This is a genomic window from Bacillus sp. BD59S (genome assembly GCF_007363175.1).
In the GTDB taxonomy this organism is placed as follows: Bacteria; Bacillota; Bacilli; order Bacillales; family Bacillaceae_G; genus Bacillus_A; species Bacillus_A pacificus.
In genome coordinates, this window is sequence record NZ_CP034686.1 from 5,005,308 (window position 1) to 5,032,300 (window position 26,993).

The 26,993-nt window shown below is 36.0% G+C and carries 29 protein-coding genes and 1 riboswitch; of the genes, 12 read left to right on the plus strand and 17 right to left on the minus strand.

The window, feature by feature from the left end; all coding sequences use genetic code 11:
* Positions 1 to 170: 170 nt before the first annotated feature.
* Positions 171 to 395, minus strand: a complete 225-nt coding sequence (locus tag EKQ63_RS28425) for a YuzB family protein (protein ID WP_000526077.1) — start codon at positions 393 to 395, stop codon at positions 171 to 173.
* 387 nt (positions 396 to 782) lie between these two features.
* Here EKQ63_RS28425 and EKQ63_RS28430 point away from each other — a divergent pair, with 387 nt between their 5' ends.
* Positions 783 to 1,475, plus strand: coding sequence for an RsfA family transcriptional regulator (locus EKQ63_RS28430; RefSeq protein ID WP_000868372.1), 693 nt, complete (start codon positions 783 to 785; stop codon positions 1,473 to 1,475).
* A 129-nt stretch (positions 1,476 to 1,604) separates the two neighbouring features.
* Positions 1,605 to 2,450, plus strand: a complete 846-nt coding sequence (locus tag EKQ63_RS28435) for an octanoyl-[GcvH]:protein N-octanoyltransferase (RefSeq protein WP_087995300.1) — start codon at positions 1,605 to 1,607, stop codon at positions 2,448 to 2,450.
* A 48-nt stretch (positions 2,451 to 2,498) separates the two neighbouring features.
* Here the strand turns inward: EKQ63_RS28435 and pta are convergent, their stop codons facing one another.
* Positions 2,499 to 3,470 (minus strand): phosphate acetyltransferase, encoded by a 972-nt coding sequence (gene pta, locus EKQ63_RS28440; RefSeq protein WP_000067215.1) that lies wholly within the window; start codon positions 3,468 to 3,470, stop codon positions 2,499 to 2,501.
* A gap of 279 nt (positions 3,471 to 3,749) precedes the next feature.
* On the opposite strand from pta, the gene hemQ reads away from it, so the two are divergent.
* From hemQ to gerQ, 4 genes are all read left to right on the plus strand, one after another.
* On the plus strand, positions 3,750 to 4,493 hold the full coding sequence (hemQ, locus tag EKQ63_RS28445) for a hydrogen peroxide-dependent heme synthase (protein ID WP_088326422.1): 744 nt from the start codon (positions 3,750 to 3,752) through the stop codon (positions 4,491 to 4,493).
* Positions 4,494 to 4,689: 196 nt separating this feature from the next.
* Positions 4,690 to 5,967: a serine hydrolase gene (locus EKQ63_RS28450; RefSeq protein WP_173602142.1), complete on the plus strand. Its 1,278-nt coding sequence runs from the start codon at positions 4,690 to 4,692 to the stop codon at positions 5,965 to 5,967.
* Between the two features lie 173 nt (positions 5,968 to 6,140).
* Complete coding sequence (gene cwlJ / locus EKQ63_RS28455; RefSeq protein WP_087955205.1) at positions 6,141 to 6,563, plus strand: cell wall hydrolase CwlJ; 423 nt, start codon at positions 6,141 to 6,143, stop codon at positions 6,561 to 6,563.
* Between the two features lie 27 nt (positions 6,564 to 6,590).
* Complete coding sequence (gene gerQ, locus EKQ63_RS28460) at positions 6,591 to 7,019, plus strand: spore coat protein GerQ (RefSeq protein ID WP_088326425.1); 429 nt, start codon at positions 6,591 to 6,593, stop codon at positions 7,017 to 7,019.
* Positions 7,020 to 7,049: 30 nt separating this feature from the next.
* Here gerQ and EKQ63_RS28465 read toward each other — a convergent pair whose 3' ends face one another.
* From EKQ63_RS28465 to EKQ63_RS28475, 3 genes are all read right to left on the minus strand, one after another.
* Positions 7,050 to 7,418 carry a DUF423 domain-containing protein gene (locus EKQ63_RS28465; protein ID WP_000688322.1) on the minus strand — a complete coding sequence of 123 codons (369 nt, stop codon included), beginning with the start codon at positions 7,416 to 7,418 and terminating at the stop codon, positions 7,050 to 7,052.
* A gap of 64 nt (positions 7,419 to 7,482) precedes the next feature.
* Complete coding sequence (locus EKQ63_RS28470; RefSeq protein WP_001167353.1) at positions 7,483 to 7,767, minus strand: YwdI family protein; 285 nt, start codon at positions 7,765 to 7,767, stop codon at positions 7,483 to 7,485.
* A 6-nt stretch (positions 7,768 to 7,773) separates the two neighbouring features.
* A complete protein-coding gene (locus EKQ63_RS28475; protein ID WP_142940756.1) occupies positions 7,774 to 8,766 on the minus strand; it encodes a potassium channel family protein in 993 nt (330 codons plus the stop codon).
* Positions 8,767 to 8,861: 95 nt separating this feature from the next.
* Here EKQ63_RS28475 and EKQ63_RS28480 point away from each other — a divergent pair, with 95 nt between their 5' ends.
* The 3 genes from EKQ63_RS28480 (at position 8,862) to EKQ63_RS28490 (ending at position 11,697) form a co-directional block, all read left to right on the plus strand.
* Positions 8,862 to 10,145: a purine/pyrimidine permease gene (locus EKQ63_RS28480; protein WP_142940757.1), complete on the plus strand. Its 1,284-nt coding sequence runs from the start codon at positions 8,862 to 8,864 to the stop codon at positions 10,143 to 10,145.
* 225 nt (positions 10,146 to 10,370) lie between these two features.
* On the plus strand, positions 10,371 to 11,192 hold the full coding sequence (locus EKQ63_RS28485) for a Cof-type HAD-IIB family hydrolase (RefSeq protein ID WP_016719034.1): 822 nt from the start codon (positions 10,371 to 10,373) through the stop codon (positions 11,190 to 11,192).
* A 211-nt stretch (positions 11,193 to 11,403) separates the two neighbouring features.
* Complete coding sequence (locus EKQ63_RS28490; RefSeq protein ID WP_000953390.1) at positions 11,404 to 11,697, plus strand: DUF3817 domain-containing protein; 294 nt, start codon at positions 11,404 to 11,406, stop codon at positions 11,695 to 11,697.
* 38 nt (positions 11,698 to 11,735) lie between these two features.
* On the opposite strand, the gene EKQ63_RS28495 is transcribed toward EKQ63_RS28490, so the two are convergent.
* The 5 genes from EKQ63_RS28495 to EKQ63_RS28515 are packed head-to-tail and all read right to left on the minus strand — an operon-like array spanning position 11,736 to position 16,201.
* Positions 11,736 to 12,413 carry a uracil-DNA glycosylase gene (locus tag EKQ63_RS28495; RefSeq protein WP_087995294.1) on the minus strand — a complete coding sequence of 226 codons (678 nt, stop codon included), beginning with the start codon at positions 12,411 to 12,413 and terminating at the stop codon, positions 11,736 to 11,738.
* Positions 12,414 to 12,432: 19 nt separating this feature from the next.
* Entirely contained in the window at positions 12,433 to 13,425 is a 993-nt protein-coding gene (locus EKQ63_RS28500) for a DUF2705 family protein (RefSeq protein ID WP_087955210.1), read from the minus strand.
* Entirely contained in the window at positions 13,418 to 14,335 is a 918-nt protein-coding gene (locus EKQ63_RS28505) for an ABC transporter ATP-binding protein (RefSeq protein ID WP_087955211.1), read from the minus strand. The genes EKQ63_RS28500 and EKQ63_RS28505 overlap by 8 nt, the downstream gene beginning before the upstream one ends.
* The gene (locus EKQ63_RS28510) at positions 14,332 to 15,213 is read right to left on the minus strand and encodes an SGNH/GDSL hydrolase family protein (protein WP_140168590.1); all 882 of its coding nucleotides are present in this window, start codon (positions 15,211 to 15,213) and stop codon (positions 14,332 to 14,334) included. The genes EKQ63_RS28505 and EKQ63_RS28510 overlap by 4 nt, the downstream gene beginning before the upstream one ends.
* A 10-nt stretch (positions 15,214 to 15,223) precedes the next feature.
* The gene (locus tag EKQ63_RS28515) at positions 15,224 to 16,201 is read right to left on the minus strand and encodes a LacI family DNA-binding transcriptional regulator (protein ID WP_143881717.1); all 978 of its coding nucleotides are present in this window, start codon (positions 16,199 to 16,201) and stop codon (positions 15,224 to 15,226) included.
* Positions 16,202 to 16,298: 97 nt separating this feature from the next.
* Here EKQ63_RS28515 and EKQ63_RS28520 point away from each other — a divergent pair, with 97 nt between their 5' ends.
* Entirely contained in the window at positions 16,299 to 16,925 is a 627-nt protein-coding gene (locus EKQ63_RS28520; protein ID WP_087955214.1) for a YczE/YyaS/YitT family protein, read from the plus strand.
* Between the two features lie 23 nt (positions 16,926 to 16,948).
* Here the strand turns inward: EKQ63_RS28520 and EKQ63_RS28525 are convergent, their stop codons facing one another.
* The 3 genes from EKQ63_RS28525 to EKQ63_RS28535 all read right to left on the minus strand — a co-directional run bounded on the left by EKQ63_RS28525 (position 16,949) and on the right by EKQ63_RS28535 (position 20,573).
* Positions 16,949 to 18,244 (minus strand): homoserine dehydrogenase, encoded by a 1,296-nt coding sequence (locus tag EKQ63_RS28525; RefSeq protein ID WP_000659098.1) that lies wholly within the window; start codon positions 18,242 to 18,244, stop codon positions 16,949 to 16,951.
* A 141-nt stretch (positions 18,245 to 18,385) separates the two neighbouring features.
* A complete protein-coding gene (gene metA / locus EKQ63_RS28530; RefSeq protein WP_087955215.1) occupies positions 18,386 to 19,291 on the minus strand; it encodes a homoserine O-acetyltransferase MetA in 906 nt (301 codons plus the stop codon).
* On the minus strand, positions 19,275 to 20,573 hold the full coding sequence (locus EKQ63_RS28535) for a bifunctional O-acetylhomoserine aminocarboxypropyltransferase/cysteine synthase (protein WP_087955216.1): 1,299 nt from the start codon (positions 20,571 to 20,573) through the stop codon (positions 19,275 to 19,277). Before EKQ63_RS28535 ends, metA begins: the two co-directional genes overlap by 17 nt.
* Positions 20,574 to 20,665: 92 nt before the next feature.
* Positions 20,666 to 20,770, minus strand: a riboswitch (SAM riboswitch).
* Between the two features lie 319 nt (positions 20,771 to 21,089).
* Between EKQ63_RS28535 and EKQ63_RS28540 the strand changes: the two genes are divergently transcribed.
* Positions 21,090 to 22,322 carry a chloride channel protein gene (locus EKQ63_RS28540; RefSeq protein WP_087995292.1) on the plus strand — a complete coding sequence of 411 codons (1,233 nt, stop codon included), beginning with the start codon at positions 21,090 to 21,092 and terminating at the stop codon, positions 22,320 to 22,322.
* A 40-nt stretch (positions 22,323 to 22,362) separates the two neighbouring features.
* On the opposite strand, the gene EKQ63_RS28545 is transcribed toward EKQ63_RS28540, so the two are convergent.
* A complete protein-coding gene (locus EKQ63_RS28545) occupies positions 22,363 to 23,058 on the minus strand; it encodes a YjjG family noncanonical pyrimidine nucleotidase (RefSeq protein WP_143881718.1) in 696 nt (231 codons plus the stop codon).
* A 106-nt stretch (positions 23,059 to 23,164) separates the two neighbouring features.
* On the opposite strand from EKQ63_RS28545, the gene EKQ63_RS28550 reads away from it, so the two are divergent.
* Complete coding sequence (locus EKQ63_RS28550; protein ID WP_143881719.1) at positions 23,165 to 23,836, plus strand: transcriptional regulator YeiL; 672 nt, start codon at positions 23,165 to 23,167, stop codon at positions 23,834 to 23,836.
* 62 nt (positions 23,837 to 23,898) lie between these two features.
* On the opposite strand, the gene EKQ63_RS28555 is transcribed toward EKQ63_RS28550, so the two are convergent.
* The 3 genes from EKQ63_RS28555 to EKQ63_RS28565 all read right to left on the minus strand — a co-directional run bounded on the left by EKQ63_RS28555 (position 23,899) and on the right by EKQ63_RS28565 (position 26,956).
* On the minus strand, positions 23,899 to 24,525 hold the full coding sequence (locus tag EKQ63_RS28555) for an FMN-dependent NADH-azoreductase (RefSeq protein WP_143881720.1): 627 nt from the start codon (positions 24,523 to 24,525) through the stop codon (positions 23,899 to 23,901).
* A gap of 191 nt (positions 24,526 to 24,716) precedes the next feature.
* Positions 24,717 to 25,364: a response regulator gene (locus tag EKQ63_RS28560; protein ID WP_143881721.1), complete on the minus strand. Its 648-nt coding sequence runs from the start codon at positions 25,362 to 25,364 to the stop codon at positions 24,717 to 24,719.
* Between the two features lie 20 nt (positions 25,365 to 25,384).
* Positions 25,385 to 26,956 (minus strand): GAF domain-containing sensor histidine kinase, encoded by a 1,572-nt coding sequence (locus EKQ63_RS28565; protein ID WP_087955222.1) that lies wholly within the window; start codon positions 26,954 to 26,956, stop codon positions 25,385 to 25,387.
* Between the last annotated feature and the right edge of the window lie 37 nt (positions 26,957 to 26,993).

The window sequence follows — 26,993 nt, forward strand, 5'->3', positions numbered from 1 at the left end:
GACTGTCAACCATTATTTTGAAATACAAATTCATATAGGTCGAGACCTTAATAAATAGATAACCCCTATCTGTCATGAACTATTATCATCACCAGTTAAGCTTTCTCAGAATAGATTCTTCCTCTTATGGGTATAAAAAAAGAAGAGTAATCTGTTCACTCTTCTTTTCCTTACTTATTTAACTTTGCTTCAATTTTTACAATTAATTCGTCTTCTGTTGGCGCTGCAACTGGACGATTATTTACAAATGCGAATGATTTTTTACGGCCAGGGCCACAGTAAGACTGACATCCAACTTCAATCGTTGCACATGAATCTACTTTTTTTAGCTTTGGAATCAACGTTTTAACGTTCGTTGCCTGACAATCATCACACACACGAAATTCGTTTCCCATTATATAACACTTCCTCTATTTTAAACTTTTCTCAAGTACATTTAAAAATAAACACTAAATGGTATTTTACCGCTCTTTGAAGCTCGTTGCAAGTTTCCTTTCGACGCTCTTTCCTCATATAATGCTACATATTTATATGTTCTCCTACAGCAGCTTCCGTCATTCTTGGCAAAATTTATCCCGCTTTAATGGGCAGTAAGACCCCCACCTCAAAATTCAGCGAAAGCAAAGAAGTTAGGTGTGGGATGAAGAACCTCCCCACTGATTAAAGTTTCACTTTATACCTTTCATCGAAATCTACCATATTTTTAAAAGCTTTGTATAAAAGCTCACTTTTTTGCCCATTATAAAAATAGGAAGTTCATAAAAAGAAAGGGAGTTGAATCTATGAAAGTAAGACAAGATGCTTGGACGGATGAGGATGATTTATTACTTGCTGAAACTGTACTTCGTCACGTTCGAGAAGGAAGTACCCAATTAAATGCATTTGAAGAAGTAGGAGACAGATTAAATCGTACATCGGCTGCCTGTGGTTTTCGTTGGAATGCTGTTGTTCGCTATAGCTATGAACAAGCTCTTCAACTAGCAAAAAAACATCGTAAAGATAAAATGCGTGCTGCAAGTGGTGAACAAGCGAAAAAACGTTTACTTTATACACCACCAGCTTCAGATTCGATAACTAATTATGAAGAGTTCGTACAAGAGGAATCAATTGTACAATATAAAGAAGCTACTCCATATCAAGAAACTACCGTTCCTGCTGCAAAGGGCTCTATGACAATGCAAGATGTTATTTATTTTTTACAAACAGTCGGATCTTCAAATATAAAAGTGACAGCTCTTGAAAACGAGAATACGAGATTGAAACAAGAAATTAAATCACAAATCCTTCGAAATGAAGAACTAGAAAAGAAACTGGAAAAATTAGAAAAACAATCTCATACTGTACAAGAAGATTACGAAACACTTATGAACATTATGAACCGCGCTCGTAAGTTAGCAGTCATGGATGACGAAGAACGTTCTCAAACATCTTTCCGAATGGATCGAAACGGTAATTTAGAAAAAATTGCAGAATAAAAAGGATGCATATAATGCATCCTTTTTTAGTCTTTCATCTTTAAACTTTCCCTTTATATGCGAGAAAACCTCATTCTTCATTTTTTGCTATAATAGAGATTGTCATTTTAAAGATAAGGGGTTAGTTATATGAGCAATTCCCGTTCCATTTTATCTCAGCCAGAGTGGCGTATTGTAGATCAGTCTAGTTTGGGACCAACATTCCATGCATTGCAGTCATTCGCAATGGATGACACACTGTGCACAAGCATTGGAAATGGTCAATCGGCTGCAACAATGCGTTCTTGGGTTCATCACAATACAATTGTTCTTGGCATTCAAGATTCACGCCTACCGCACTTAGAAGAAGGTATTTCCTTTTTAAAAGAAAACAACTTCAATGTTATTGTTCGTAATTCTGGCGGGCTTGCAGTCGTACTTGATGAAGGTGTGTTAAACGTATCACTTTTATTCCAAGAGACCGAAAAAGGTATCGATATTGATCTTGGATACGATACAATGTGGCATTTAATTCAGGAAATGTTAAAAGATTACGATGTTACAATTGAGGCAAAAGAAATCATTGGTTCTTACTGTCCTGGTAGCTACGATTTAAGTATTCGCGATCAAAAATTTGCTGGTATTTCACAGCGCCGTATTCGCGGTGGTGTCGCTGTCCAAATTTATCTCTGTGCTACAGGAAGTGGCTCTGAACGTGCCGCACTCGTTCGTGATTTCTACAACCTAGCCATTCAAGGAGAAGAAACACGCTTTACGTACCCTGAAATTGTACCGAGTACGATGGCTTCACTTTCAGAATTACTTGGCGAAACCATTACAGTGCAAGATTTAATGATGCGCCTTTTAAAAACACTGCAACAATTCGCTCCAAAGTTAACACCATCTCAATTAACAATAGATGAAATACCTTTATATGAGACGAATTTACAACGTATTATTGATCGTAACAATAAAGCACTTGGCTTAGAAAAATAAAGACCGTCGCTATTTTAGCGACGGTCTTTATTTCAATTCGTTATAGAATTAAAGTGCTTGAGCTGCTGTAATTAAAGCTAACTTGTACACTTCTTCTTCGTTACATCCACGAGATAGGTCGTTTACAGGCATATTTAAACCTTGTAAGATTGGTCCTACTGCTTCGAAGTTACCTAAACGTTGAGCGATTTTGTAGCCAATATTACCAGCTTCTAAGCTTGGGAATACGAATACGTTAGCATCACCTTTAATTGTAGAACCTGGAGCTTTTTTCTCAGCTACAGATGGTACGAATGCAGCATCGAATTGGAATTCTCCATCTAGAGTTAATTCCGGAGCCATTTCTTTTGCAATGCGAGTTGCTTCTACAACTTTTTCTGTTTCTGGAGATTTCGCAGAACCTTTTGTAGAGAAGCTTAACATAGCAACGCGTGGATCAATGCCGAATAGTTCAGCAGTTTTCGCACTTTCGATACCAATTTCAGCTAAATCTTGGCTATTTGGTGCAATGTTAATTGCGCAATCAGCGAATACATATTTCTCTTCTTCACGTACCATGATGAATACGCCAGAAGTTTTTGTAACGCCTGGTTTTGTTTTAATGATTTGAAGTGCTGGACGAACTGTATCAGCTGTAGAATGAGCCGCACCACTTACTAAACCGTGTGCTTTGCCCATGTATACAAGCATTGTACCGAAGTAGTTTTCGTCTTTAAGGATTTTGCGAGCGTCTTCTTCAGTTGCTTTACCTTTACGGCGTTCAACGAAAGATGCTACCATTGCATCCATTTCTTCGTATGTAGCTGGGTCGTAAATATCAACGCCTGCTAATGTTAAATTCATGCTAGCAGCTTTTGCGCTAATTTCTTCTTTATTACCAACTAAGATTGGTTTTACTAACTCTTCTTTTGCTAAACGCTCTGCAGCGCCTAAAATTCTTTCATCAGTTCCTTCAGGAAGTACGATAGAAATGCCTTTTCCTTGAACTTTTTCTTTTACTGTTGTAAATAAGTTGCTCACGAATAAACCCTCCTACATATGTTAAAAAACTCTATCTTTAAGAATACTTCTTTTCCTCTATATTTTAAACTTATAGCTCCCAAAAAATAGATAAAATAAAAATGATTATATTTTCATAAAATTCAGCATAGAAATAAAGTCCCTTTAAGCTTTATCTTCTCCTATTTTTAAGTAAATTAAAATGTGACAATTTTATGCGCTAAGGTTTTATATAGATGATTTTAAAACTATATATGCTATAGTTAACGTGTAAAACTATCATTAACTGAGGTGAATAGAATGAGTGAAGCAACAACAACGTTAGATGGCTGGTATTGTTTACATGATTTACGTTCTATTGATTGGGCTGCATGGAAAACATTATCTAGCGACGAACGCGGACAAGCTGTGTCTGAATTTTTAAATGTCATTGAAAAATGGAACGACGTAGCTGCTGCAAAAAAAGGCAGTCACGCAATGTATACAGTTGTTGGCCAAAAAGCTGATATTATGCTTATGATTTTACGTCCAACAATGGAAGAATTAAATGAAATTGAGACAGAATTGAATAAAACAACTTTAGCTGAATATATGGTTCCTGCATACTCTTACGTATCTGTTGTTGAACTAAGCAACTACCTTCCAGCTGATGAAGATCCATACCAAAATCCACAAATCTTAGCTCGCTTATATCCTGAGTTACCGAAAGCAAATCACATTTGCTTCTATCCAATGGACAAGCGTCGCCAAGGTGATGACAACTGGTACATGCTTCCGATGGAGGAACGTAAGAAAATGATGTACAGTCATAGTAAAATTGGTCGCCAGTACGCAGGTAAAGTACGCCAAGTTATTTCAGGATCTGTTGGATTCGACGATTTTGAGTGGGGCGTAACATTATTCGCTGACGATGTTCTTCAATTTAAAAAGCTTATATATGAAATGCGCTTCGATGAAGTAAGTGCTCGTTATGGTGAATTCGGAACATTTTTCGTCGGAAACATTTTACCAGGCGAAAAGGTAGAGAAATTTTTACACATATAAATCGTGAAAAAGGAACGAAATTCGTTCCTTTTTTTATTCCCCTCTATATTTCTCCTCAAAAAACTTCTTTTTTCCTCAAATTTGAACAAAAATCGACAAATTCCTTTTAAATACCTTACAAAATTGTAACCTTTCTATATCCAAATTTATGCTAAAATGGTACGAGCTATATGCTAATAACGATGCGAAGGTGATAATGTATATGAAGAAAATCTTGTCTATTTTACTAGCGTTTCTATTGTCAATTTCTTCCTTAGGAGTAACAACATCCCATGCAGAAGAAAAAATACACATTGAAGCAGCTGCTGCACTCCTATTTGATGCAGATACAGGAAAAATACTGCATGAACAAAATCCAGATGAATTACTAGCTATCGCTAGTATGTCAAAATTAATTGTTGTTTATGCCGTGTTAGAAGCAATTAAAGAAGGAAAAATCACTTGGGATACAAAGGTGAACATTTCTGATTACGCTTATGAAGTTTCACGTAATAATGAATTCTCTAACGTGCCGTTCGAAAAAGGACGTCAATATACTGTAAGAGAACTATATCATTCTATCGTTATCTTCTCTGCAAACGGATCTAGTATTGCCTTAGCAGAACTTCTTGCAGGAAGTGAGAAAAACTTCTTAAATCTTGCAAATGAACATGCAAAAAAACTAGGGTTAAAGAAATATAAATTTGTAAACGCTACTGGTTTAAATAACGCTGACTTAAAAGGAAAACATCCTGAGGGTACTGATCCAAATGCAGAAAACTCTATGTCAGCTCGCGATATGGGTATACTTTCAAAAGCAATGATTACAAAGTATCCAGAAATGCTAGAGGATACAAAACAAAGATTTAGAAACTTCCCAGATAATCATCCGAAACCAATTCGCATGGAAAACTGGAACTGGATGTTACCAGGAGCTGCTTTCGCTTATGAAGGTACTGATGGTTTAAAAACCGGAAGTTCTGATACGGCTGGATATGGATTTACTATTACTGCTAAACGTGGTGATGTACGTCTTATTTCGGTTATTATTAAAACAAAATCAATGGACGAGCGCTTCACAGAATCTCGTGAGTTAATCGAATACGGGTTTAATAACTTCGAAAAACAAAAACTAAAGGTCGATAAAAACAATACACTCTCTGTAGTACAAGGGAAAGAAGATCAAGTAACTGTTGCACCAGAAAAAGAAATAACCGTAATTGCAAAAAAAGGTAGCAAAGACTCTTATAAAGTTGGAACTGAAGCAGATAAATCACTTGCTGAAGATGGTCATTTAGTTGCTCCTATTAAGAAGGGGGCCAAAGTAGGTTCGATTACTTTAGAATCAACCGATAAATATGGTTTCTTAGACGGTAGTAAAAGTATGAAAGTTACTGCAAAAACGACAGAAGAAGTTGAAAAAGCAAATTGGTTTGTGTTAACAATGCGCTCTATCGGTGATTTCTTCTCAAACTTATGGTCTAAAGTTTTTTAATAAAAAAGCTGGCTCACGCTAGCTTTTTTTATTTTCCACTCCCAATGTAAAACTTCGTTTGGTTGTCATATCTGATTCTTTTTCCTCATACGTATGAACTAGTAATTGTTACACACTTCATCTAGAGATAAACCTCTTTCCAAAAGGTATTCCAAAAAGAGAGGTGACACATAATGGGTGTTATCGCGCATAACGAAGAAGATGTTAAGTTATTAGCTAGATTGATGCGTGCTGAAGCTGAAGGAGAAGGGCAACAAGGAATGTTAATGGTTGGAAATGTTGGAGTAAATCGTGTTCTTGGAAATTGTTTGGACTTTAAAAACATTCGTAATTTACGTCAAATGGTTTATCAAAACCCTGGCGGTTTCGAAGCAACGCAAAAAGGATATTTTTATCAGCGTGCGCGTGCACAAGATATTGCTCTGGCAAGACGGACCATTCAAGGGCAGCGTTTTTGGCCTGCCAACTTTGCCTTATGGTTTTTTAGACCTGAAGGTGCATGCCCACCAACTTGGTATAACCAGCAAAACTCTGGTCGCTTCAAAAAGCACTGCTTCTTCCAGCCATCTGCTGGGGATTGCCCTAGCGTATATTAAGGAATAAAAATGAGGAGGGATTTTTGAATGGCACAGCAACAAAATCCGTACTATGGAACAGGCTTTTATCAACCATCTGGAACTTATGTACAACCGCAACAAATGACTCAACAACAGCAGCAAGCGATGCAACAACAAACAGCTCAAGCTGCTCAAGCTCAATATGCAATTTCTCAAGGCATGTTACCTCTAGAGCAATCCTATATTGAAAATATCCTTCGTTTAAACAAAGGTAAGCAAGCAACGGTTGTAATGACTTATGAACGTGGCAGTTCCCTTGGTACACAGTCTTATACAGGTATTATTGAAGCAGCTGGCCGTGACCATATCGTTATTAGTGAACCGCAATCAGGGAAGCGTTATTTGCTACTAATGATTTACTTAGATTATGTAGAATTTCCAGAAGAAATTGCGTATTTGCCTGGTCAACAAGCAACTTATGCTCCAAGACCATAAAAAAAGCTGGCATATGCCAGCTTTTGTTTTTTATAATCCCTTTACAACTGCAGTTCCGACTAAGATCCATGCCACAATAAACGCCACACCACCAAGAGGTGTAATTGGGCCAAAGAACTTAATACCCGTCGTACTTAATGCGTACAAACTACCTGAAAACATAATAATCCCGGCTACCATAAGCCAGCCAGCAGTAGTTAAAAGTGATGATTGAATTTTATCCATCAATAAAGCAACTACAAATAGTCCGCCTGCATGAAACATTTGATATGTAACACCTGTTTTCCAAACTTCTAACATTTTCGCAGAAACTTTATTTTCTAAACCGTGTGCTCCGAAAGCCCCTAACGCAACAGATAGCCCCGCTGCAATACAACCTAGTAAAAAGAAAATTTTCATCTTAATTCCCCTTTTTTACTTTTATCATAAGCAATTTTTTCATATAAGCCAAACGATTTATCCTCTAAAAATCAAATAAAGAATTACCGTTTGCATCACTTTCTTTTATATATACTGGCTCATCAGAAACCGGTGCAATTGGTTGCATCGTGATTGGTTGTGATCCAATTATTTGTGATTGAATTTGTGGCTCTCTATACGTAGAAGATTCAACTTGCTCATCTAATAATAAATCACATAAAGCACGCACAACTAATACATGCTCTTTTGATTTTTGTCCTTCACTACTTTTTGCCTTTGCAATTTCATTCGCCATTTTATTTAAAATTTTATCACTCGATATTTGCATTCCTCGTCACCTCTTACTTTGTAGTTCTTTCTCAAATTGACCCAGTTTTTCTACTGAACCAAATACTATTATCATATCATGTTCTTGCAGTTTTTCCTGCCCCGTTGGATTATGTATAACATTCCCATTTCTCAAAATCGCTAAAATTGTTACATCAAATTGATTTCTCACATCACTCTCTAGTAACGATTTACTAGCTAAAATAGAGCCTTCGCCGACTGCAATTTCTTCAATTACAAATGACTGCTCCACACCATACAGTACTGTATCAATATAATGAACTGTTAACGGATTCGCAATACCTTTTGCAATATGAATTCCTGCCATACTAGATGGATTAATCACCTTATTTGCCCCAGCTCGCCTTAATTTTTCTTCGGTTTCTGGTTTTTCCGCTCTTGCCACAATTTTAATTGCATCGTTTAATCCTCTTGCCGTTAACGTAATAAATACATTTTCAGCGTCATTTGCTACGATAGCAACTAAACCAGCTGCCTTTGAAATCCCAGCATGATGTAACACTTGGTCTTCTGTTGCATCTCCATGTACATATAAAAGTTTTTCCTTCTCTAATATGCTTTCATCCTTATCCACGACGACAAATGGAATTTTCTTTTCTTGCAATTCATGTACAACTTGAAGCCCTACTCTACCGCATCCACATACGATAATATGATTTTGTAACTGTGCTATTTGTTTATCCATCTTCTTCCTCCGTACTGCATGAAATAGGTTCCCTTCAATAATCATAGCTGCCACTACACCGATTGCATACGTAACAATACCGACTCCAACAGGAATAATGAGAAGTGCAAATACTTTCCCTGCCTGCGTTATAGGTACCGCATCTCCGTATCCAACCGTTAATACAGTAATCATCGTCATCCAAAATGCTTGAAACAAACTAATCCCTTCAATTGTCATAAATCCTAACGTTCCTAGAATTACGACAAAAGTCATACATATAACTGCTATCCATAATTGCTTACGTGCATTCATATCGTGTTTCAACTCTTTTCTCTATCTACAATCTTTGCCAGTGGAAATGAAATACGTATATACTAGATACGGAATCTATGAAAGAGGTTGATATAATGAAAACATTTCTTTCCGCCTTACAATGGGCACTATTTATTTTAGCTGGAAGCCTTATTGTACCAATTAGCGTCGCAACTAGTTATGGCCTTGATGGCGCTGAAGCTATTGCATTCGTACAAAGAACATTATTTGTTCTTGGCTTTGCCGGTCTACTGCAAGCTATATTTGGACATAAACTTCCTATTCAAGAAGGTCCCGCAGGCCTTTGGTGGGGGATTTTCTCCCTTTACGCAAGTTTAGGTGTCGTATTATTTGGATCAAACAATGAGACACTTAAAGTTCTTCAATATGCTTTCTTATTAAGCGGTATCATTTGTATTATTCTTAGCGTTTTTGGACTTATTGATAAACTCGTTCGCTATTTTACACCGACAGTCATTGGAACGTACTTATTTCTTCTTGTTGCACAACTTAGTGGTTCCTTCTTAAAAGGAATGTTCGGTCTTGATGGAAAACATACAGAAGTACAACCTAACGTATTTATTCTTTCACTCATTGTTATTTTACTATCCTTTTTCATCATGAAGCTACCTATTATCGGACAATATTCTGTTCTTTTCAGTATCGTTTGCGGCTGGATATTATTCGCATGCTTTGGATTATCTAATCCAATAACACCAGTGACAGACATAATCCGTTTTCCATCCTTATTTGTTTTCGGAATGCCTCGTGTTGAATGGAACATGGTAATTACGGTCATTTTCGTTACACTCTTACTTCTAACAAATATGTTAGCAAGTATTCGTGTTGTGCAAAAGGTTGTCTCTAAATATGAAGAAAATGCTGCATCAGATCGTTTTAAACAGGCCGGTATTATAACAGGAATCAATCAATTACTAGGCGGCCTATTTTCGGCTATCGGACCTGTCGCTATTTCTGGATCAGCAGGTTTTATTGCAACGACTAATATTTATAAACGCCTCCCATTTATATTAGGATCAAGCTTTATTATTGTCGTTAGTATATTCCCAAAGATCACTTCATTCTTTGCGGCAATCCCAGTTGCAGTTGGTTATGCTGCCATTTATCCTGTATTTGCAAGCATGATCGGTCTTGCCTTTCGGGAATACGAAACGGTACAGGATAAAGAACAATTATTTAAAGTAGCGGGTCTTTCAATCTTCACAGGAATTGGGGTTATGTTCGTTCCAGCAGGAGCATATTCCACGCTTCCACCATTTCTAGCTTCGTTCCTAAGTAATGGTCTCGTTCTTGGGGCTGTAATGGCAATCTTGCTAGAAATACTATTTTCTCGTTCTACAGCAAAACAAGTATCGTAAATTGGAAAACTTCCATTATTGCACTCTACCTTTAGAGTTGTTACGATAAAATAAACATTTAATCATTGGGGTTTTGTACATCCCCAATGATTATTAATTAATATGATGAGAAAAACACTCATAAAGACGAATCTACTTCTTTTCAAAGAGGTTCGATGTCTTACTATTATTTCTTACATCTCCATGAACATATATTTGATTTAAATAAAGAAGGGACTTTTCAATATGACTTATAAAATGATTGTTTTAGATTTAGATGATACTTTATTACGTGACGACCATACTATTTCACCTCGTACGAAAGAAGCTCTAATGACTGCACAAGAACAAGGTGTAAAAGTTGTACTTGCTTCCGGACGTCCAACTTTTGGTATGCGCAATGTAGCGAAAGAACTTCGTTTAGAAGAATACGGCAGTTTCATTCTATCTTTTAATGGTGCAAAAATTATTAACTGTAAAACAAACGAAGAAATCTTTAGTAGTACGCTATCTCCTGAAATCGTTCACAACCTATTTGAAATTAGTAAAACTGAAGATGTATGGATTCATACTTATATTGGCGATGATATCGTAACAGAAGAAAATAATCCTTATACTGAAATTGAGGGCGATATTACTGGTATGCCAATTGTTGTTGTAGATGACTTTAAGGCTGCTGTTAAAGAGCCAGTAGTAAAAGTATTAATGAATAAAGAAGCTGAACGCCTTGTTGAAGTAGAATCAAAACTACAAAAACAACTAGAAGGACAATTAAGCGTTATGCGTTCTAAACCATTCTTCTTAGAATTTACTGAAGCTGGTGTTACAAAAGGAACGAGCTTAAACCAACTGATTCAAAAACTTGGCATTAAGCGCGAAGAAGTTATCGCAATGGGCGATAGCTATAATGACCAAGCAATGATCGAATTCGCTGGTCTTGGTGTTGCAATGGGCAATGCACCTGATGATATTAAAGAAATTGCAAACTATGTAACAGATACAAATATGAACGATGGTGTAGCAAAGGTTGTAGAGAAGTTCGTACTAAAAAGAGAAGCACTTGTTTAATATTTTCATTCATAAAACCTATTTGAAGTCAAACACTTCAAATAGGTTTTTATTTAAATTACCATGCTTTTGTGACTATATTTTGAACTTTGCACTATTCTCGTAGTGTAAACTTTCTTTTTGTATATAATGAAACAAAATAGACTATTTTATTTTGAAAAAGAATACAAATTTACTATAAACAAGCATACGTTAAGGGAGGCCACTTTACATGTTATCTACACCAATCGGACGATTAAGAGCAATTGGACTTATTGAAGGGATTTCTTTCCTACTACTATTATTTGTAGCAATGCCATTAAAATATTTCGCAGGATTTGCAACAGCTGTTAAAATTACAGGCATGGCTCACGGTGTTTTATTTATTTTATTTATCTTCGCAGTAATTCAAGTAACAATCGTACACCGTAAATCAATTTTATGGGCACTTGGGGCATTCGTTTCATCGGTTATCCCATTTGGTACTTTTGTACTAGATGCAAAATTAAAAAACGAGCAACAATAATGAAAAGGTAGTTAACAACTGTTAACTACCTTTTTTATTTATAAATTTGGAATTTCCCAATCAATTTCCCTCTCGCCCATATTAGCTAAAATCGTATTTACTTTAGAATATGGTTTACTTCCAAAGAAACCACGTCTTGCTGATAATGGACTTGGATGTACGGATTCGATAATATGATGATTCGGATTCGTAATTAACTTCTTCTTCGCCTGTGCATGACGTCCCCACAATATGAAAATAACTGGCTTTTCACGTTCATTTAATAGCTCAATTACACGATCTGTGAAGTGCTCCCATCCTTTTCCTTTATGAGAATTTGCTTCACCTTGTCGAACTGTTAATACAGTATTTAATAATAAAACGCCTTGCTTTGCCCACTTTACTAAATAACCGTTATTTGGAATGTCATACCCATATTCATCTCGAAGTTCTTTATACATATTTAACAACGACGGTGGCGTTTTAATACCGGGTTGCACAGAAAAGCTTAAACCATGCGCTTGATTCGGTCCATGGTATGGATCTTGTCCTAAAATAACGACCTTTGTATTTTCATAACTTGTATACTCTAGAGCGTTAAAAATATCTTCTAGCTTTGGGTAAACAACATGTGTACTGTACTCTTCTTTCAAAAAATCAGCTAGCTTACGATAATACTCTTTCTCAAATTCTGGCGCCAATAATGGTCCCCAATCATTTGTTAAAATATTCTCCATATCTTCACTTCCCGTCCAATTAATTCACCATATCCTGCTTTGTAAATACTACAAATGAAATAATAAGAGACACAACTCCCCAAACAGTTAAATTCATTAAAGAAAATCCCATCGATAAACCTTGTAATGCAGGTAATTTTCCTGATAGATAATCCGTTAATGATAAATTCACACTAAAAATATATTTCGCACCTTCCCAAGATGTTGCGAATGAACTTAAAATGCCGCCCGCAATTAATGCGGCTAACATAACGCCCATACCAGCTGGTGTATTACGAATTAAAACAGAGACCATAAATGATATAGTTCCAACAACGATAGCAACAAACCAAGCTAATCCATATGCCATTAAGATGTATTGCCACTGCGGAATAAGGTGCACAAAGTTCGTATTTAACGTTTCCTTATCAATGACGAACCCTGTTAAAACAGGTAAATTCCATCCCGAGTAACCAAATACAAGCCCTGATAGTATGTAAGCAAACAAGCCTACAAGAAACAGTATGAGCGAAATAAAAAATAACATCGTCACGTATTTACTAAGGAGTATTTTCCAGCGCCGAATCGGCCGCGTAAGTAACATCTTCATCGTTCCATCACTTCGTTCTCCTGAAACGATATCAATGGCGACAATCATTACAAGAAGCGGAATAAATAATGTAATTCCTTGCTCAATAAACGCCCTTACAAAAGTCGGTGCGCCCGGTGCCATCGGGTTAATATCATGATCTAAATAATATTGTTGCTGCTCAACTCTTACCTTTAACCAATCACGCCATTCTTCTGGCAACCTAGAATTGTTCAACCGGTTCTGAGAATCAACAATTTGCTGTTGTAATGAAACCTTCCAATCAGTTGTACCGAGCCTTTTCTGTGTCGTCTCTATTTCACGATACTGCGCGTACACAAAAAGTGGGATCAAGATTGCTAAAATAAGCATGACAACAAAAATACGTTTCTTGCGGTAAATCTTTTCTGATTCATTTAAAACTAGATTCGCAAATTCACGCATGCTGCTCACCCCTTGTGAGTTCAATAAATAAATCTTCTAGCGTAAATACAAGTTCCTTAACGCTATGTACATCTATCCCGTTTTCTACAAAATGTTTATTCCAATTACTTATAGATGCGATATTCATACGGCATAGTAATCGATCACCTTCTATACTCACTTCTCTTACTTCCTCAGCATCTTCTAGCATATCTTTTGCTTTCCCAATCGGCGTAACAATCCATTCTACGCGGTCACTTGCTGTTTTAATTAACTCTTCAACCTTGGCAACTGTTATCATCTTTCCTTTATGAATAATAGCAACGCGATCACATATCATTTGTACTTCGCTTAGCAAATGACTTGAAATAAACACGCTCATATTTTCTTCTTTCACAAGCTTATGTATAAATTCCCTAAGCTCTCTAATTCCGGCTGGGTCTAAACCATTTGTCGGCTCATCTAATATGAGTAGTTTAGGATTTCCAAGAAGCGCTTGCGCAATGCCAAGTCGCTGTTTCATACCGAGTGAATATGTTTTTACCTTATCGTGAATTCTTTCATCCAAATGAACCATTTCAGCAATTTCAATAATACGTTCATCTGATATATCACCTAACATACGAGCAAATTGCTTTAAATTTTCCCATCCCGTTAAATATGTATACAACTCTGGGTTTTCAACGATACTCCCAATTTGACGCATCGCTTCTCTGAAATTTTCCTTAATCGAATAACCACCGATAGAAATCGTACCTTCTGTCGCCTTAATTAATCCGACTAACATTCGAATGGTAGTCGTCTTTCCAGCACCATTTGGTCCTAAGAACCCGAACACTTCTCCTTGCTTTACATCAAAGGAAATATTCTCTACAAGAGTCTTCTTTCCAATTACCTTCTTCACGTCTCGTACGGAAAGTATCGTCGTCATTTTACCCCTCCTTGTTCTAGTTTTAATTTACTTACAACATTTTGAACTAAACGTTCTGCCATATACGTATAACCTACTTCGTTCGGATGAAAATGATCAGAGTATAATAAATCTTTCCCGCGGTTTTGGAATAAATCAAATGTCGGTGTAATATATACATTTTTATTATTTATCGCTAACTTTTCTAAAGATGCATTCCAGTCTACAACAATGTTTGAAGACCCCTTTAAATCTTCTACATCTTCAAAAGGATTATATAAACCTAGCCAAAAAATAGGGCTATCTGTATTTAATTTACGAATTTCTTCTATAATTTTCTTCGCTTCATTTTGGAATGTTTCCGTATCAGGACGATATGTTTCTAAATCTATCTTTCCAAGCGATTCCCAACCCGGAAATAAATCATTTCCTCCAATCGTTAAAACGATTACATCTGCTTGCTTAATTGAATATTGAGCGCCACTACTCTCAATTTGTTTTAATAAGTCAGGCATTTTCGCACCACTAACAGCTAAGTTCGTTAAGGCAACCTTTTGCTTATAACCTTTTTGTAAATCTTCTTTCATCCGTCCAATATAGCCAATTCCTTCTTTATCACCAACACCGCGTGTTAATGAATCACCTAAACTAACGATTTGTAACGTTCCCGTTTTCTTTTTCTCTTTTGCCACTACATCGGTCTTTTTAATTAAATTTGAAGCTTTCGGATTTAATACATCATTTACACCTGAAACAAAGCCATATGCAAATAAACAGAAAGATGCAATTGTAATGAGTAGAATTACTTTTACTACTTTTGATCTCATATCAAAACCCCTTTTAGCCCTCATAGATTGTCCATAATTATACCAAACGCAATTTTGAAAAGCGATTTTCACACCTTATCTATTATGTTGTTTCCCTATGTACTAATTCTGGAAATAACTCTACGTGCTTTACATCTATTTTCTCATCATTAATCTTTTCATATAATAATTCAAATGCCTTTACACCAACATTTTTACTACAATACGAAATGGTCGTAATGCCTAAAATATCTGCCACATCTTGATCATCACAACCGATAATCGTAATATTTTCTGGAATACGAATTCCTTGTTTTTTCGCTTCCGTTACCATTCCTGCTGCAATATGGTTGCAAGATACAAGAAACGCAGTTGGTTTTACTGACATAGAGGCCCATTCCCTAATTACATTACGCCCATCTTCCACCGTAAAACAGCCTTTAAACTTCCAGGCTTCTATTGATGTTACAGCAATCTGTTGAAGTGAATCTTCATATGCTTGTTTTCTCCTTTGGCTATTAATACTGTTACTTCTTCCAATGCAATACCCAATACTTGTATGGCCCGCATCTATTAAGCTCTTCATCCCGCGCGAAAACACTTTATAATAATCAATATGCACACTCGAAATGTAGTTCGAGTCTATTTCTTCACACATAACAATAGGGCCAAACTTCGTATATTCTTCAAGCTTTTCCTTACTATTTGCCCGCGAACATATAATAATCCCATCAAGCTTTTTCATTTTTAACATATTCAAAATTTCTAATTCTCTTTCCTCACTATAATTCGTCTGACAAAGCATCATATTATAATTATTCTTTGCTGTTTCCTTTGATATTCCCTCAATAATAGCACTATAATATTGGTCATTTACATGCGGTAATAAAACGCCAATGACATTCGTTTTCCCTTTCACTAAATGAATTGCATTCACATTTTGCGTATAGTTTAATTCTTCTATAATTGCTAAAATTTCTTTTCGCTTCTGTTCATTCACATATGGATGATTATTTAGTACACGTGAAACAGTTGAAACAGATACCCCAGCAAGTTCAGCAATTTTTCTTATATTCGTCATCTCATTTTCCCCTTCTCACAAAAATTCTCCCTTGACCTGGTAAGCTTTCCACAATATATCCTTTCCTAGCAAATACTTTTTGAAAGGATATACAACTATGTTTCGACTCAAATTAGAACATATATTTTTCATTAGCGGTCTACTTATTCTCGCCATCGGCATTAATATGATGACGACAATTACTTCCTTTGGACTTAGCCCTTATGATTCCTTCTTTATTGCACTATATCAAAATTTCGGGATAAGTATCGGTTTTTGGATTTTCATGATTAACTTTGCTTTTACCCTTATCGTACTCTTTTGGAATAAAAAACAAATTACGATCGGTACAATTGTAACAATGGTTCTTATTTCTCTTTTTGTTGATTGGATCGGTTCCATTACAACTATTATGGACGCTATCCGTTCTCTTCCAAAATATATAACACTTATTTGCGGAAATCTATTCGTTGGAGCTGGAATTGGTCTTTACGTCTCTACAAATCTTTGTGCAGCACCTCAAGAAGCTTTCGTTTTAACAGTTGCTGAGAAAAAGAAATGGACATTTAGAAGGACAGAAATTTCGTTAGCATTCTTATTTTTAACATTAAGCTTCTTATTAGATGGACCTATCTATTTTGGAACAATTATTTTATCCTTTACAACAGGCTGGATTATACAAGCATTTATTCAAGTTGGTACACAAATTTTAAATAGAAAAAAACCTATTAAGCAAGCTGCTTAATAGGTTTTTTATTAGTAGAGATACTACTTAGCATCTCCTTCAATTCGATAGTTTGCTTTCAAACAATCTATTTCTTCATACCCTTGCAACGTATGTAGAATATAATCATAATCAGCAAGAGATGCACGATGCGTTACAATTACAATTTCAGCTTTTCCTTTCTCTTCAAGTGGCATTTGAATAATCTTTTCAAAGCTAACGCCACGCTCAGAGAATAACGAAGTAATTTTTGCAAATACACCAATTTCATCTTTCACATGAAGTCGTAAAAATTTCTTCACAACAATTTCGTCTGGCTCTTTTAATACTTTTTGATATTGCGGGACTACAGCACTATTTCCTGTTACCCCTAATCTAATATTTTGCATGACAGCTACTAAATCTGAAACAACAGCTGTTGCTGTCGGTAGACTTCCTGCACCTGGTCCATAAAACATCGTTTCTCCAACTGCTTCACCATACACATATACAGCGTTATATTCGTTTTGTACGGCCGCAAGAGGATGTGTATTTGGAAGTAGTGTCGGTTCAACTGTAACCTCTAATTTTTCACCATCTCGCTTCGCAAGACCGATTAATTTAATCGTGTATCCTAAACTCTTACTGTATTCAATATCTTCTTCTGTAATAGAAGTAATCCCTTTTACCTTTACATCTCCAAGCTCTACATTTGTAGAGAAACCAAGGGTAGCCAAAATCGTCATTTTTCTTGCTGCATCTAAACCTTCTACATCTGATGTTGGATCTGCTTCTGCAAATCCAAGTTGCTGGGCTTCTTTTAACACGTCGTTATATGCTCTCCCTTCATCTGACATTTTCGTCAAAATAAAATTTGTCGTTCCATTTACAATTCCCATTACTTTCGTAATAAGATCTGAAGAAAGTCCTTCTACGATACTTCGTAAAATCGGAATCCCTCCGGCCACACTGGCTTCATAAAATAAATCAGCTTTATTATCTTTTGCTACCGCTAATAGTTCCGCCCCATGTAACGCCATTAAATCTTTATTGGCAGTCACAACATGCTTCCCGCTTTGTAAAGCTTGCAAAATATATGCTTTTGCATCATCAATGCCACCCATTACTTCGATGACAACGTCGATGTTTGGATTGTCTAAAATTTCATGTGCATCTTGTGTTAATAGAGTAGAAGGTACCTCTACTTCTCTCTCTTTTTCAATATTTTGTACTAGTACTTTCGTTACTTTTACAGGACAACCTACTTGGTGTATAAGTCGCTCTTGGTGATCTGTAATGATACGAACTACCCCGCTACCAACTGTCCCAAGACCTAATAAGCCAACTTGAATTTCTTTCATAATACTGTCCACCCCTCAAAAATTGTGTTTAGATGAAATTATATGAATAAAAAATCTGAAAAACAATGTTTTTTGAACATTCGGAAAAATAAAGGTTAATCTTTACAAAGAAAACGTTGCCACGTGTGACACAATCTTTTTTTATAATACATAAGGGGTTTCTTGATACACGTAATAATTTAGCCAATTAGAGAATAATAGATTTCCATGGCTTCTCCACCTTACAAGTGGCTTCTCATTTGGATTATCATGCTTAAAATAGTTTTTCGGCACATCAATATTTAACCCTTTGTCACGATCTCGTTCGTATTCTTGCTTTAACGTATCACAACTATATTCACTATGACCGAGCGCAAACACTTGTCTTCCTTCTTGTCCAATAACAAGATGAACGCCCGCTTCCTCAGAGTTGGCTAATAACGTTAACTCCTTCACTTCTCTAATGTCACTCTCTCGTACTTCCGTATGACGAGAATGCGGGGCAAAAAATAACTCATCAAACCCTTGTAACAATTTCACATGTTGCTCACGAACTTCATGTTCAAATACACCAAACATTTTTTCCTTAAGAGGATACTTTTGAATACCATAATGATGATACAAACCAGCCTGTGCCCCCCAGCAAATATGAAGCGTAGATGTTACGTTCATTTTTGAATACTCCATAATGCGTTTAAGCTCTTCCCAATAATCTACCTCTTCAAAAGAAAGGGTTTCAACTGGTGCTCCTGTAATAATGAGTCCATCAAATTTCTCATTCTCAATATCACGGAATGTTTTATAGAAACTCGTTAAATGTTCCTGTGCGACATTACGGGACAGGTGTGATTCCATATGAAGTAAATGTACATCTAATTGCAACGGTGTATTGCCAATTAAACGAAGTAATTGCGCTTCTGTGTCTTGCTTTGTAGGCATTAAATTTAATATAGCAATTTTCAATGCCCGGATATCTTGTGTTTCTGCTCGCTCCTTCGTCATTACAAAAATATTTTCCTCCTGTAACACTTTGCGAGCTGGTAAATCTTTATCAATTATGATCGGCATGTTCTTTGCCTCCGACTAGCGCTGCTTCTAAATCTGCAATAATATCAGAAACATCTTCTATACCAACCGATAAACGAATTAAATCTGATGTAACGCCAGCTAAACGCTGATCTTCAGCACTTAATTGTCTATGCGTTGTGCTAGCAGGATGTATAACGCAAGTTCGTGCATCCGCTACATGCGTTACGAGAGTTGCTAGTTTTACATTTGCGATAAATTCTTTCGCGGCTTCTAATCCTCCCTTAATGCCGAATGTTAAAACACCACTAGCACCTTTTTTCAAATACTTTTGTGCTAACGAGTAATTTTCATTACTATTTAATCCCGGATAATTCACCCATTCAATACGTTCATGATCAGCGAGCCACTTAGCAACTGCAAGAGCATTTTCACTATGACGCTCCATTCGTAAATGCAATGTTTCTAAGCCGATATTGCTAATATATGCATTGAATGGGCTCATACAATTTCCATAATCTCTTAATAGCTGAACACGTGCTTTCACAATATACGCTGCTGCACCAAAATTTTGAATGTAACTTACGCCGTGGTAACTTGGATCAGGTTCAACAAGTTCAGGATATTTCCCATTTGTCCAATCGAAGTTCCCTCCGTCAATAACAATGCCGCCTAACGAACTTGCATGACCATCAATATATTTCGTCGTAGAATGGACGATAATATTTGCTCCGTGCTCAAATGCTTGGCATAAATAAGGAGTTGCTAATGTATTATCCACGATAAAAGGTACTTCCAACTCTTTCGCTGCATCTGAAAACTCTTTGAAATTTAAAACGTTCATCGCCGGATTTCCTAGCGATTCTGCATAAACAAGTTTCGTCTTATCATTAGCAAGGGCCACAATTTCATCAGCAGTTAAATTCGGATTAAAGAATGTAACATCAATACCAAGCTTACGCAAACTCACTCCAAATAAATTAAACGTCCCGCCATAAACTGTGGAAGAACAAAGCAAGTGGTCTCCACTACTACAAATATTTAAAACGGCAAGCATAATAGCAGCCTGCCCAGAAGCCGTTGCAACAGCTCCTACACCACCCTCTAAATCCGCTAACTTTTGCTCAAATGCAGCTAAAGTAGGATTTCCAATACGCGTGTAGATATATCCTTCTGCCTCTAAATTAAATAGCGCTGCTAAATCATCTGAAGTATCGTATTTATACGTTGTACTTTGATAAAGCGGTAAAACACGCGGTTCACCATTTTTTGGAGTATAGCCACCTTGCACACAAATTGTTCCTTTTCCCCATGATTCTCCCATCTTTTATTCTCCTTTCTTTTATACAAAATAAAAAACTGCCCCTTTCCTGAAAACAAGAAAGGAGCAGTTTGAAAACACGCTCTAAAGGCTCTTTCTTATCTCTCAGGGTTATTACCTGCAGGATTTGGCACAATTCCGTTATACGGCTGTTGCCAAGGTTTCATCGGGCCTGTCCCTCCACCTTTTCTTGATAAGACTATGCAATTACCGTTGATTTTATAGCAATAATTTCCTAATGTCAATCAGTTTTTCTGAATGTTCTAAATTAACTACAAAGAATTTAATGTACATAACAAAAGAAATATATTCCATATTCATTTGAAAAAGACCTTTTAAAACCCTCAATTAATATATAGAATTAAATAAGTAGTTTAACTGTATACATTTCAGATTCTCACGAGACCTCAATATATTGAATAAGCCACCCTTTCAAAAAGATACTATACATATTCATTTCATTTCACAGTAGCATATTTAATCCTTTTGACATTAAAACTTACATAACGGAGGTATAACATGACAAACCAGAAAGACATGCACTATATACTCGCCCTATACGGCATTTTATTAGGCTCTATAGTCGGCGCAACAGTCTGGTTATTTTTAGTTACAATAAATATCGGCATTCACTTTATTTGGGGATACTTACCTACTATCTTCTCTTCTCCCCCGTATTACACCATTTGTGTAACAACTATCGGTGGTATTCTTGTTGGTTTAACTCAAAAATACTTCGGTACATATCCACGCCTTATGCCGGAAGTAATGAGTGAATATAAAAAAACAGGTAGAATTGAATACCGTTTCGTACATAAAGCCACTTTAACTGCGATTATCGTTTTAATATTTGGAGCTAGCTTAGGTCCTGAAGCAGCACTTGTTGGCATTATCGGTGGGCTTTGTACATGGGTCGGGGATCGCTTTACATTCGCCTTAAAAGGAATGAATGAACTAACAGAAGTTGGGATTGGTGCTACTTTAAGTGTAATTTTTAACGCGCCATTATTCGGTTATTTAGCTCCAAGTGAAAATGAGGGAGAGCAAATTAACGAATTCTCTAAAGGAAAAAAAGCAATTGTATATTTGGCTACCACTTTCGCTGGTTTTTCCGTTTATTTATTACTTAGTAAATTTGATAATCGTGGATCCTTTATCGTTAATTTCGGAGAAGGTTCTCTTTCTCTTAATGAATGGATTGCATTTCTTCCACTTGCTAGTATTGGTGCTATAGTTGGATTCTTTTATTTCAAATTAGAGTTCACATTAGAGAAATTAATCCATCCCTTAAAAGAATACAAACTATCGCTTGGAATTATCGGTGGCATTTTATTAGGGATTGCAGGAACTTTTCTCCCATACACATTATTCTCCGGAGAACATCAATTAAAAGATTTAGTCGTTGAATGGAGCCATTTATCCTTCTGGGTACTACTTCTTTCAGGGGTTTTAAAATTATGTATTACTGCTGTTTGTTTAAATACAGGCTGGCGCGGTGGACATATTTTCCCAATTATATTTTCTGGGTCAAGTATCGGATATGCTATAGCGTCCATTGCCCCAATAGATCCAATCGCTTCGGTCGCCATCGTCACGACAGCAATTTCAAGCTATGCACTAAGAAAACCAATTGCTATAACATTACTATTACTCATGTTTTTCCCGCTCAATTTACTATTACCGATGCTTGGGGCAGCAGCAATTGGTAATGCATTTCCACTTCCTAAAAATAACGAAGCTATAAACGAATAGAAATAGGCAGTAGGGACGAAAGTTCCACTGCCTATTCTCATTACACATGTTGCTTCAATAACGCGTATAACTCTTCAAAATTTTGCACTTCATATGTTGGCACAATCCCGCTATTATTAAATTTCTTTTCTGGATTAAACCAACAAGTATCAATTCCCGCTACATATCCACCTTTCATATCAGCGCTTAACGAATCCCCAATAATGAGCCCTTCTTCAGGAACAAAGTTAGGAATCCTTTCAAAAACATAATCAAAATACTCTTTCATCGGCTTTTGATAACCTGTATCTTCAGAAACGAAAATATCTTGAAACAAGGCATGTAATCCTGCATTACGTAATCGTTTATCTTGCGTCTTAGAAATACCGTTTGTCACTATATATAAATCGTACTCACTTTGAATTTGATTTATAAATTGTAAAGCACCTTCCATGAGCTGATTTCCTTCTTCTAAGTAACTGCGATAATTATTTTCGAATAATATCCCATCTACTTCTTCCCCGTATTCTTTAAATAAAATTGAAAATCGTGTATTTACAACTTCATCACGATTGATTTCACCTTCTTCAAAAGCAGTCCAAAGACTTTTATTAATTTTTTTATATTGCGCTTCAATCTCGCTAGTTAGAGACATCCCTTTCTCTTCAAAAAGCATACGTAACGCCGCTTTTTCCGCCTTTTGAAAATCTAACAATGTATCATCTACATCAAATAATAACGTTTTATATTTTTTCATAAGCCCCTCACACTCTCTTTTCTACAAAAACAAATTTACGTAAATCGTATCATTCTTTCTTGTAAAAATAATAGGAGATATCTCATACTAAACATGAGGTGAAAACATGAAAGTCAGCAAAAATAGCGAAGAAATCTCTCATTACATACAAACTTACAACTTCCATTCTCTTTTTTCTTTTGACATCTTACCGCATGCTGAACTACATTCCTTTCAGAAGAGCGAAAAGATATGTAATGAAGGGTTCGATGTTCCTTATCTTTATTACTTAATTTCTGGGAAAGCAAAAATATATATGAGTCACAAAAACGGAAAGATCTCCTTAATTAACTTTATTCAAGCACCTTCGTTCATTGGGGAATTAGGATTAATTGGCGTAGAATCCGTTACGAAAACGGTGGAAGTAATTGAAGATTGCATGTGCCTAGCGCTTCCTCTTAAAGATTGTCAGCATCTTTTGTTACAAGATGTTATCTTTCTACAGAAACTATGCAAATTTATCGGTGAAAAAACAATTATCCGAACAGAAAGTTATGCTAAAAATAATAGTTATCCGTTCGAAAATCGATTAGCAGCGTTTATTCTATTAACGGAACAAAATAACAGTTATACAGAAAAACATACCGAGGCTTCGGAATACTTAAATGTTAGCTACCGTCACCTTTTATATGTATTAAAACAGTTTTGCCGACAAAATTACTTGAGAAAAGATGGGAGAACCTATTACATACAAGATCGAATTCAGTTAGAAAAACTAGCTGATGAACTTAAAATATAAAAAAGTAGCATTAACGTTTACCTGTTAATGCTACTTTTTTCGAGTGAGGATTTTATTTTTAATTAAAATTTACTTGCTACTTTAACTGCTTCTTCAAGACCAGCTGTAATGATTTCTTCTGCTTTATCTGGGAATTGGTTATGTCCTTCAATAACTACTGTTTCCATGTTTGTTGCGCCGAAGAAGCCCATCATGCTTGCTACATATTTAACAGCCATTTCTACTTCTGCTGCTGGACCTTCAGAATATACGCCACCGCGTGCGTTTAATAATGCAATCTTCTTATCTCCAATTAGACCAACTGGACCTTCTGGCGTATATTTAAACGTTTTACCAGCACGGTTTAAATAATCAATATATGTGTGTAATACTGCTGGAATCGTTAAGTTCCATAATGGGAAACCGAAAACGACTTTATCAGCTTCTAGGAATTGATTTAAGTACTTATCAGCAACTGCTACGGCCTTTGCTTCTTGTTCTGTTAAATCAAATCCTTTACCTGCTTTGAATGTACCATTAATCATATCTACGCCTACATATGGTAATTCTTCTTTATATAGATCAAGTTCTACTACTGTATCGTTTGGATGCGCTTCTTTGTAACTTGCTAAAAACGCTTCATATAATTTTACACTAACTGCTTGTTCCGCTGGACGGTTGTTTGCTTTTACGAATAAAACTTTTGTCATTATGTTTTCCTCCTAGTACTAACTCTTCTGTTGTTATATGCTTTCAAAAAAGGTATCCCTTGTAATTGTTGTTTTGTTGCTTACAAACATATTTTATCTTTATATCAAGACAATTTCGTCCTCACATAGACGTATTTTTCCATAAAAAAAGTCCACCTTCCAAAGGCGAACTAGGTCTTACGACTTTTGTCTTATACAATTCCGTTTTTCACTGCATATAATGCCGCTTGCGTACGATCAGATAAATGTAATTTACTCAAAATACTACTTACATGAGCTTTTACCGTTTTTTCCGTAATAACTAAAACAGAAGCGATTTCTTTATTACTCATCCCTTTCGCCAATAGCTGCAATACTTCATTTTCTCTCGCTGTTAGCACATCCACTTGAATTGAAGGCTCTTCTTCCTTTTCTTCTACAGGTAATGTTTGAGAGAGAAGAGCATTTGCTATATCAGGATGTAATTGAATATTACCTTTATATGCACTTCGAATAGCCTCAACAAGCTGATCCGGTTCTACATCTTTTAAAATATACCCGCTTGCTCCAGCCCTTAATGCTGGTAACACATGCGCCTGATCAGAAAAGCTAGTTAATACAATTACTTTCACATCCGGATATTCTTTTTTAATACACGCTGTCGCCTCAACACCATCCATTTCGGGCATATATAAATCCATTAGTACAACATCAGGATTCGTCTCCCCTACTTTTATTAGTGCCTCTTTCCCATTACTTGCTTCTCCAACTAACTCTATATCTTCCTGTGTACTTAAGAAAAATGCTAACCCTTTTAAAACGACTGTATGATCATCCACTAACAATACTTTTATTTTCACAAACTTCCCTCATTTTCACATCATAATGGTACGTTTACTTTTACACTTGTTCTTTTTTTATCACTTACAACTTTAATTGTTCCACCGACTAATTCTACTCTTTCGCGCATCGTAGTCATGCCAAGTGATTTCTTCTCTTTTATATCCTTTTCTACAAAGCCGTTTCCTTGATCTACTATTTCTAATGATACATTCTTCTCCGTCACTTTGAAATAAATCGTCGCTTCTCTAACATTCGCATGCTTACTTACATTATTTAAAGCTTCTTGTCCAATTCTCCATAGCGCTTCCTCTACTACACGTGGTAAATCACGGACACCTGTAACTTGTTCCCGAATTTTCAATCCCAAACTTTCACCATATTGCTTTAAAGCTGGTAATAATCCTTTCTCTAAACCCGCTGGACGTAGTTGCCAAATCAACGTCCTCATTTCTTTTAAAGCTCCTTGCGCTAGTTCACGCATATCATGCAAAGATCGATCTACTTTTTCATTTTGACCTTTTAAAACTGCCTCAGCGCCTTTTGTCATAAAGGTTAACGAAAATAGCTTTTGTGAGACGGAATCATGTAAGTCCCTTGCTAACCGATTTCTTTCTTCCATTCGTACAAGTTCACGCCGTTGCTCATTTAACCTTAAATTTTCTATCACGAAGGAAATATGATTTGTAATTGCTTGAAGTACATCTATCGTATTCACATCAAATTCACCATTATTTGAACTAACACATAAAACACCAAATATGTGAGTTTGAATCTGTATTGGTGTAGCAATAACCGTCCTATTAGAGGCTACCTTATGACTGATTTGATGATTTAATAAAATAGGTTCACCTTTTTCTAATGCTTCTTTCGCTGCTTTTTTTATATCCTCTTGCAATTCTTCCTGGCAATAAGATGCCCGCAAGGATAATTCTTTCTCTTCCCTAATAAAGAATGCGACTTGATTCCACTGAAACACTTCACCTAATTGATCTACAACTTTTTCAGGCAATATATTAAATTGATGAATCGTTCTTAAAACTTGAATGAACCGTTCTAATTTCACATAATAATGTGCTCTTCGCTTTTCATTTTCATATAACTTTGCTCGTTTTAAAGCTGTTCCAATTTGGAAGGCAACTGATTGAAGCAATACTAATTCTTCTTCTGAAAAATGTGTTTTACCTGGGCTTGCCACATTTAACAAACCAAATTTTTCTCCTCCAGCCTTTAAAGGAACCGTAGCATGATGAAGAATTCCTTCTGTATCTCCCCAATTATATTCAATTGCATTATTAATTCTTTTACATTCAATAATATTAACAGCTCGCTCTAATTTCCCATCCACAAAGCCACGTAAACACCAACATTCCCCTTCACACATCGGGCGTTTGTTTTCATATGTAAGTGCCTCTGGTAATTGATAATCAATTAATTTTGTATACCTACCATTTTCATCCGCAAGAAATATCCATCCTGTCGTTAAACCTGTTACACTCAGTAATTTTTCTAGTACTGCTTGCAATACATGATATGTATCATTTGATGTATTTAGTGTTTCTGCAATCTCTTTTAATATAACTAATTCATTTGTACGATTCTCTTGAAACATAATTCGTCTCCTACATACAAGATTTTACATCGTTCCT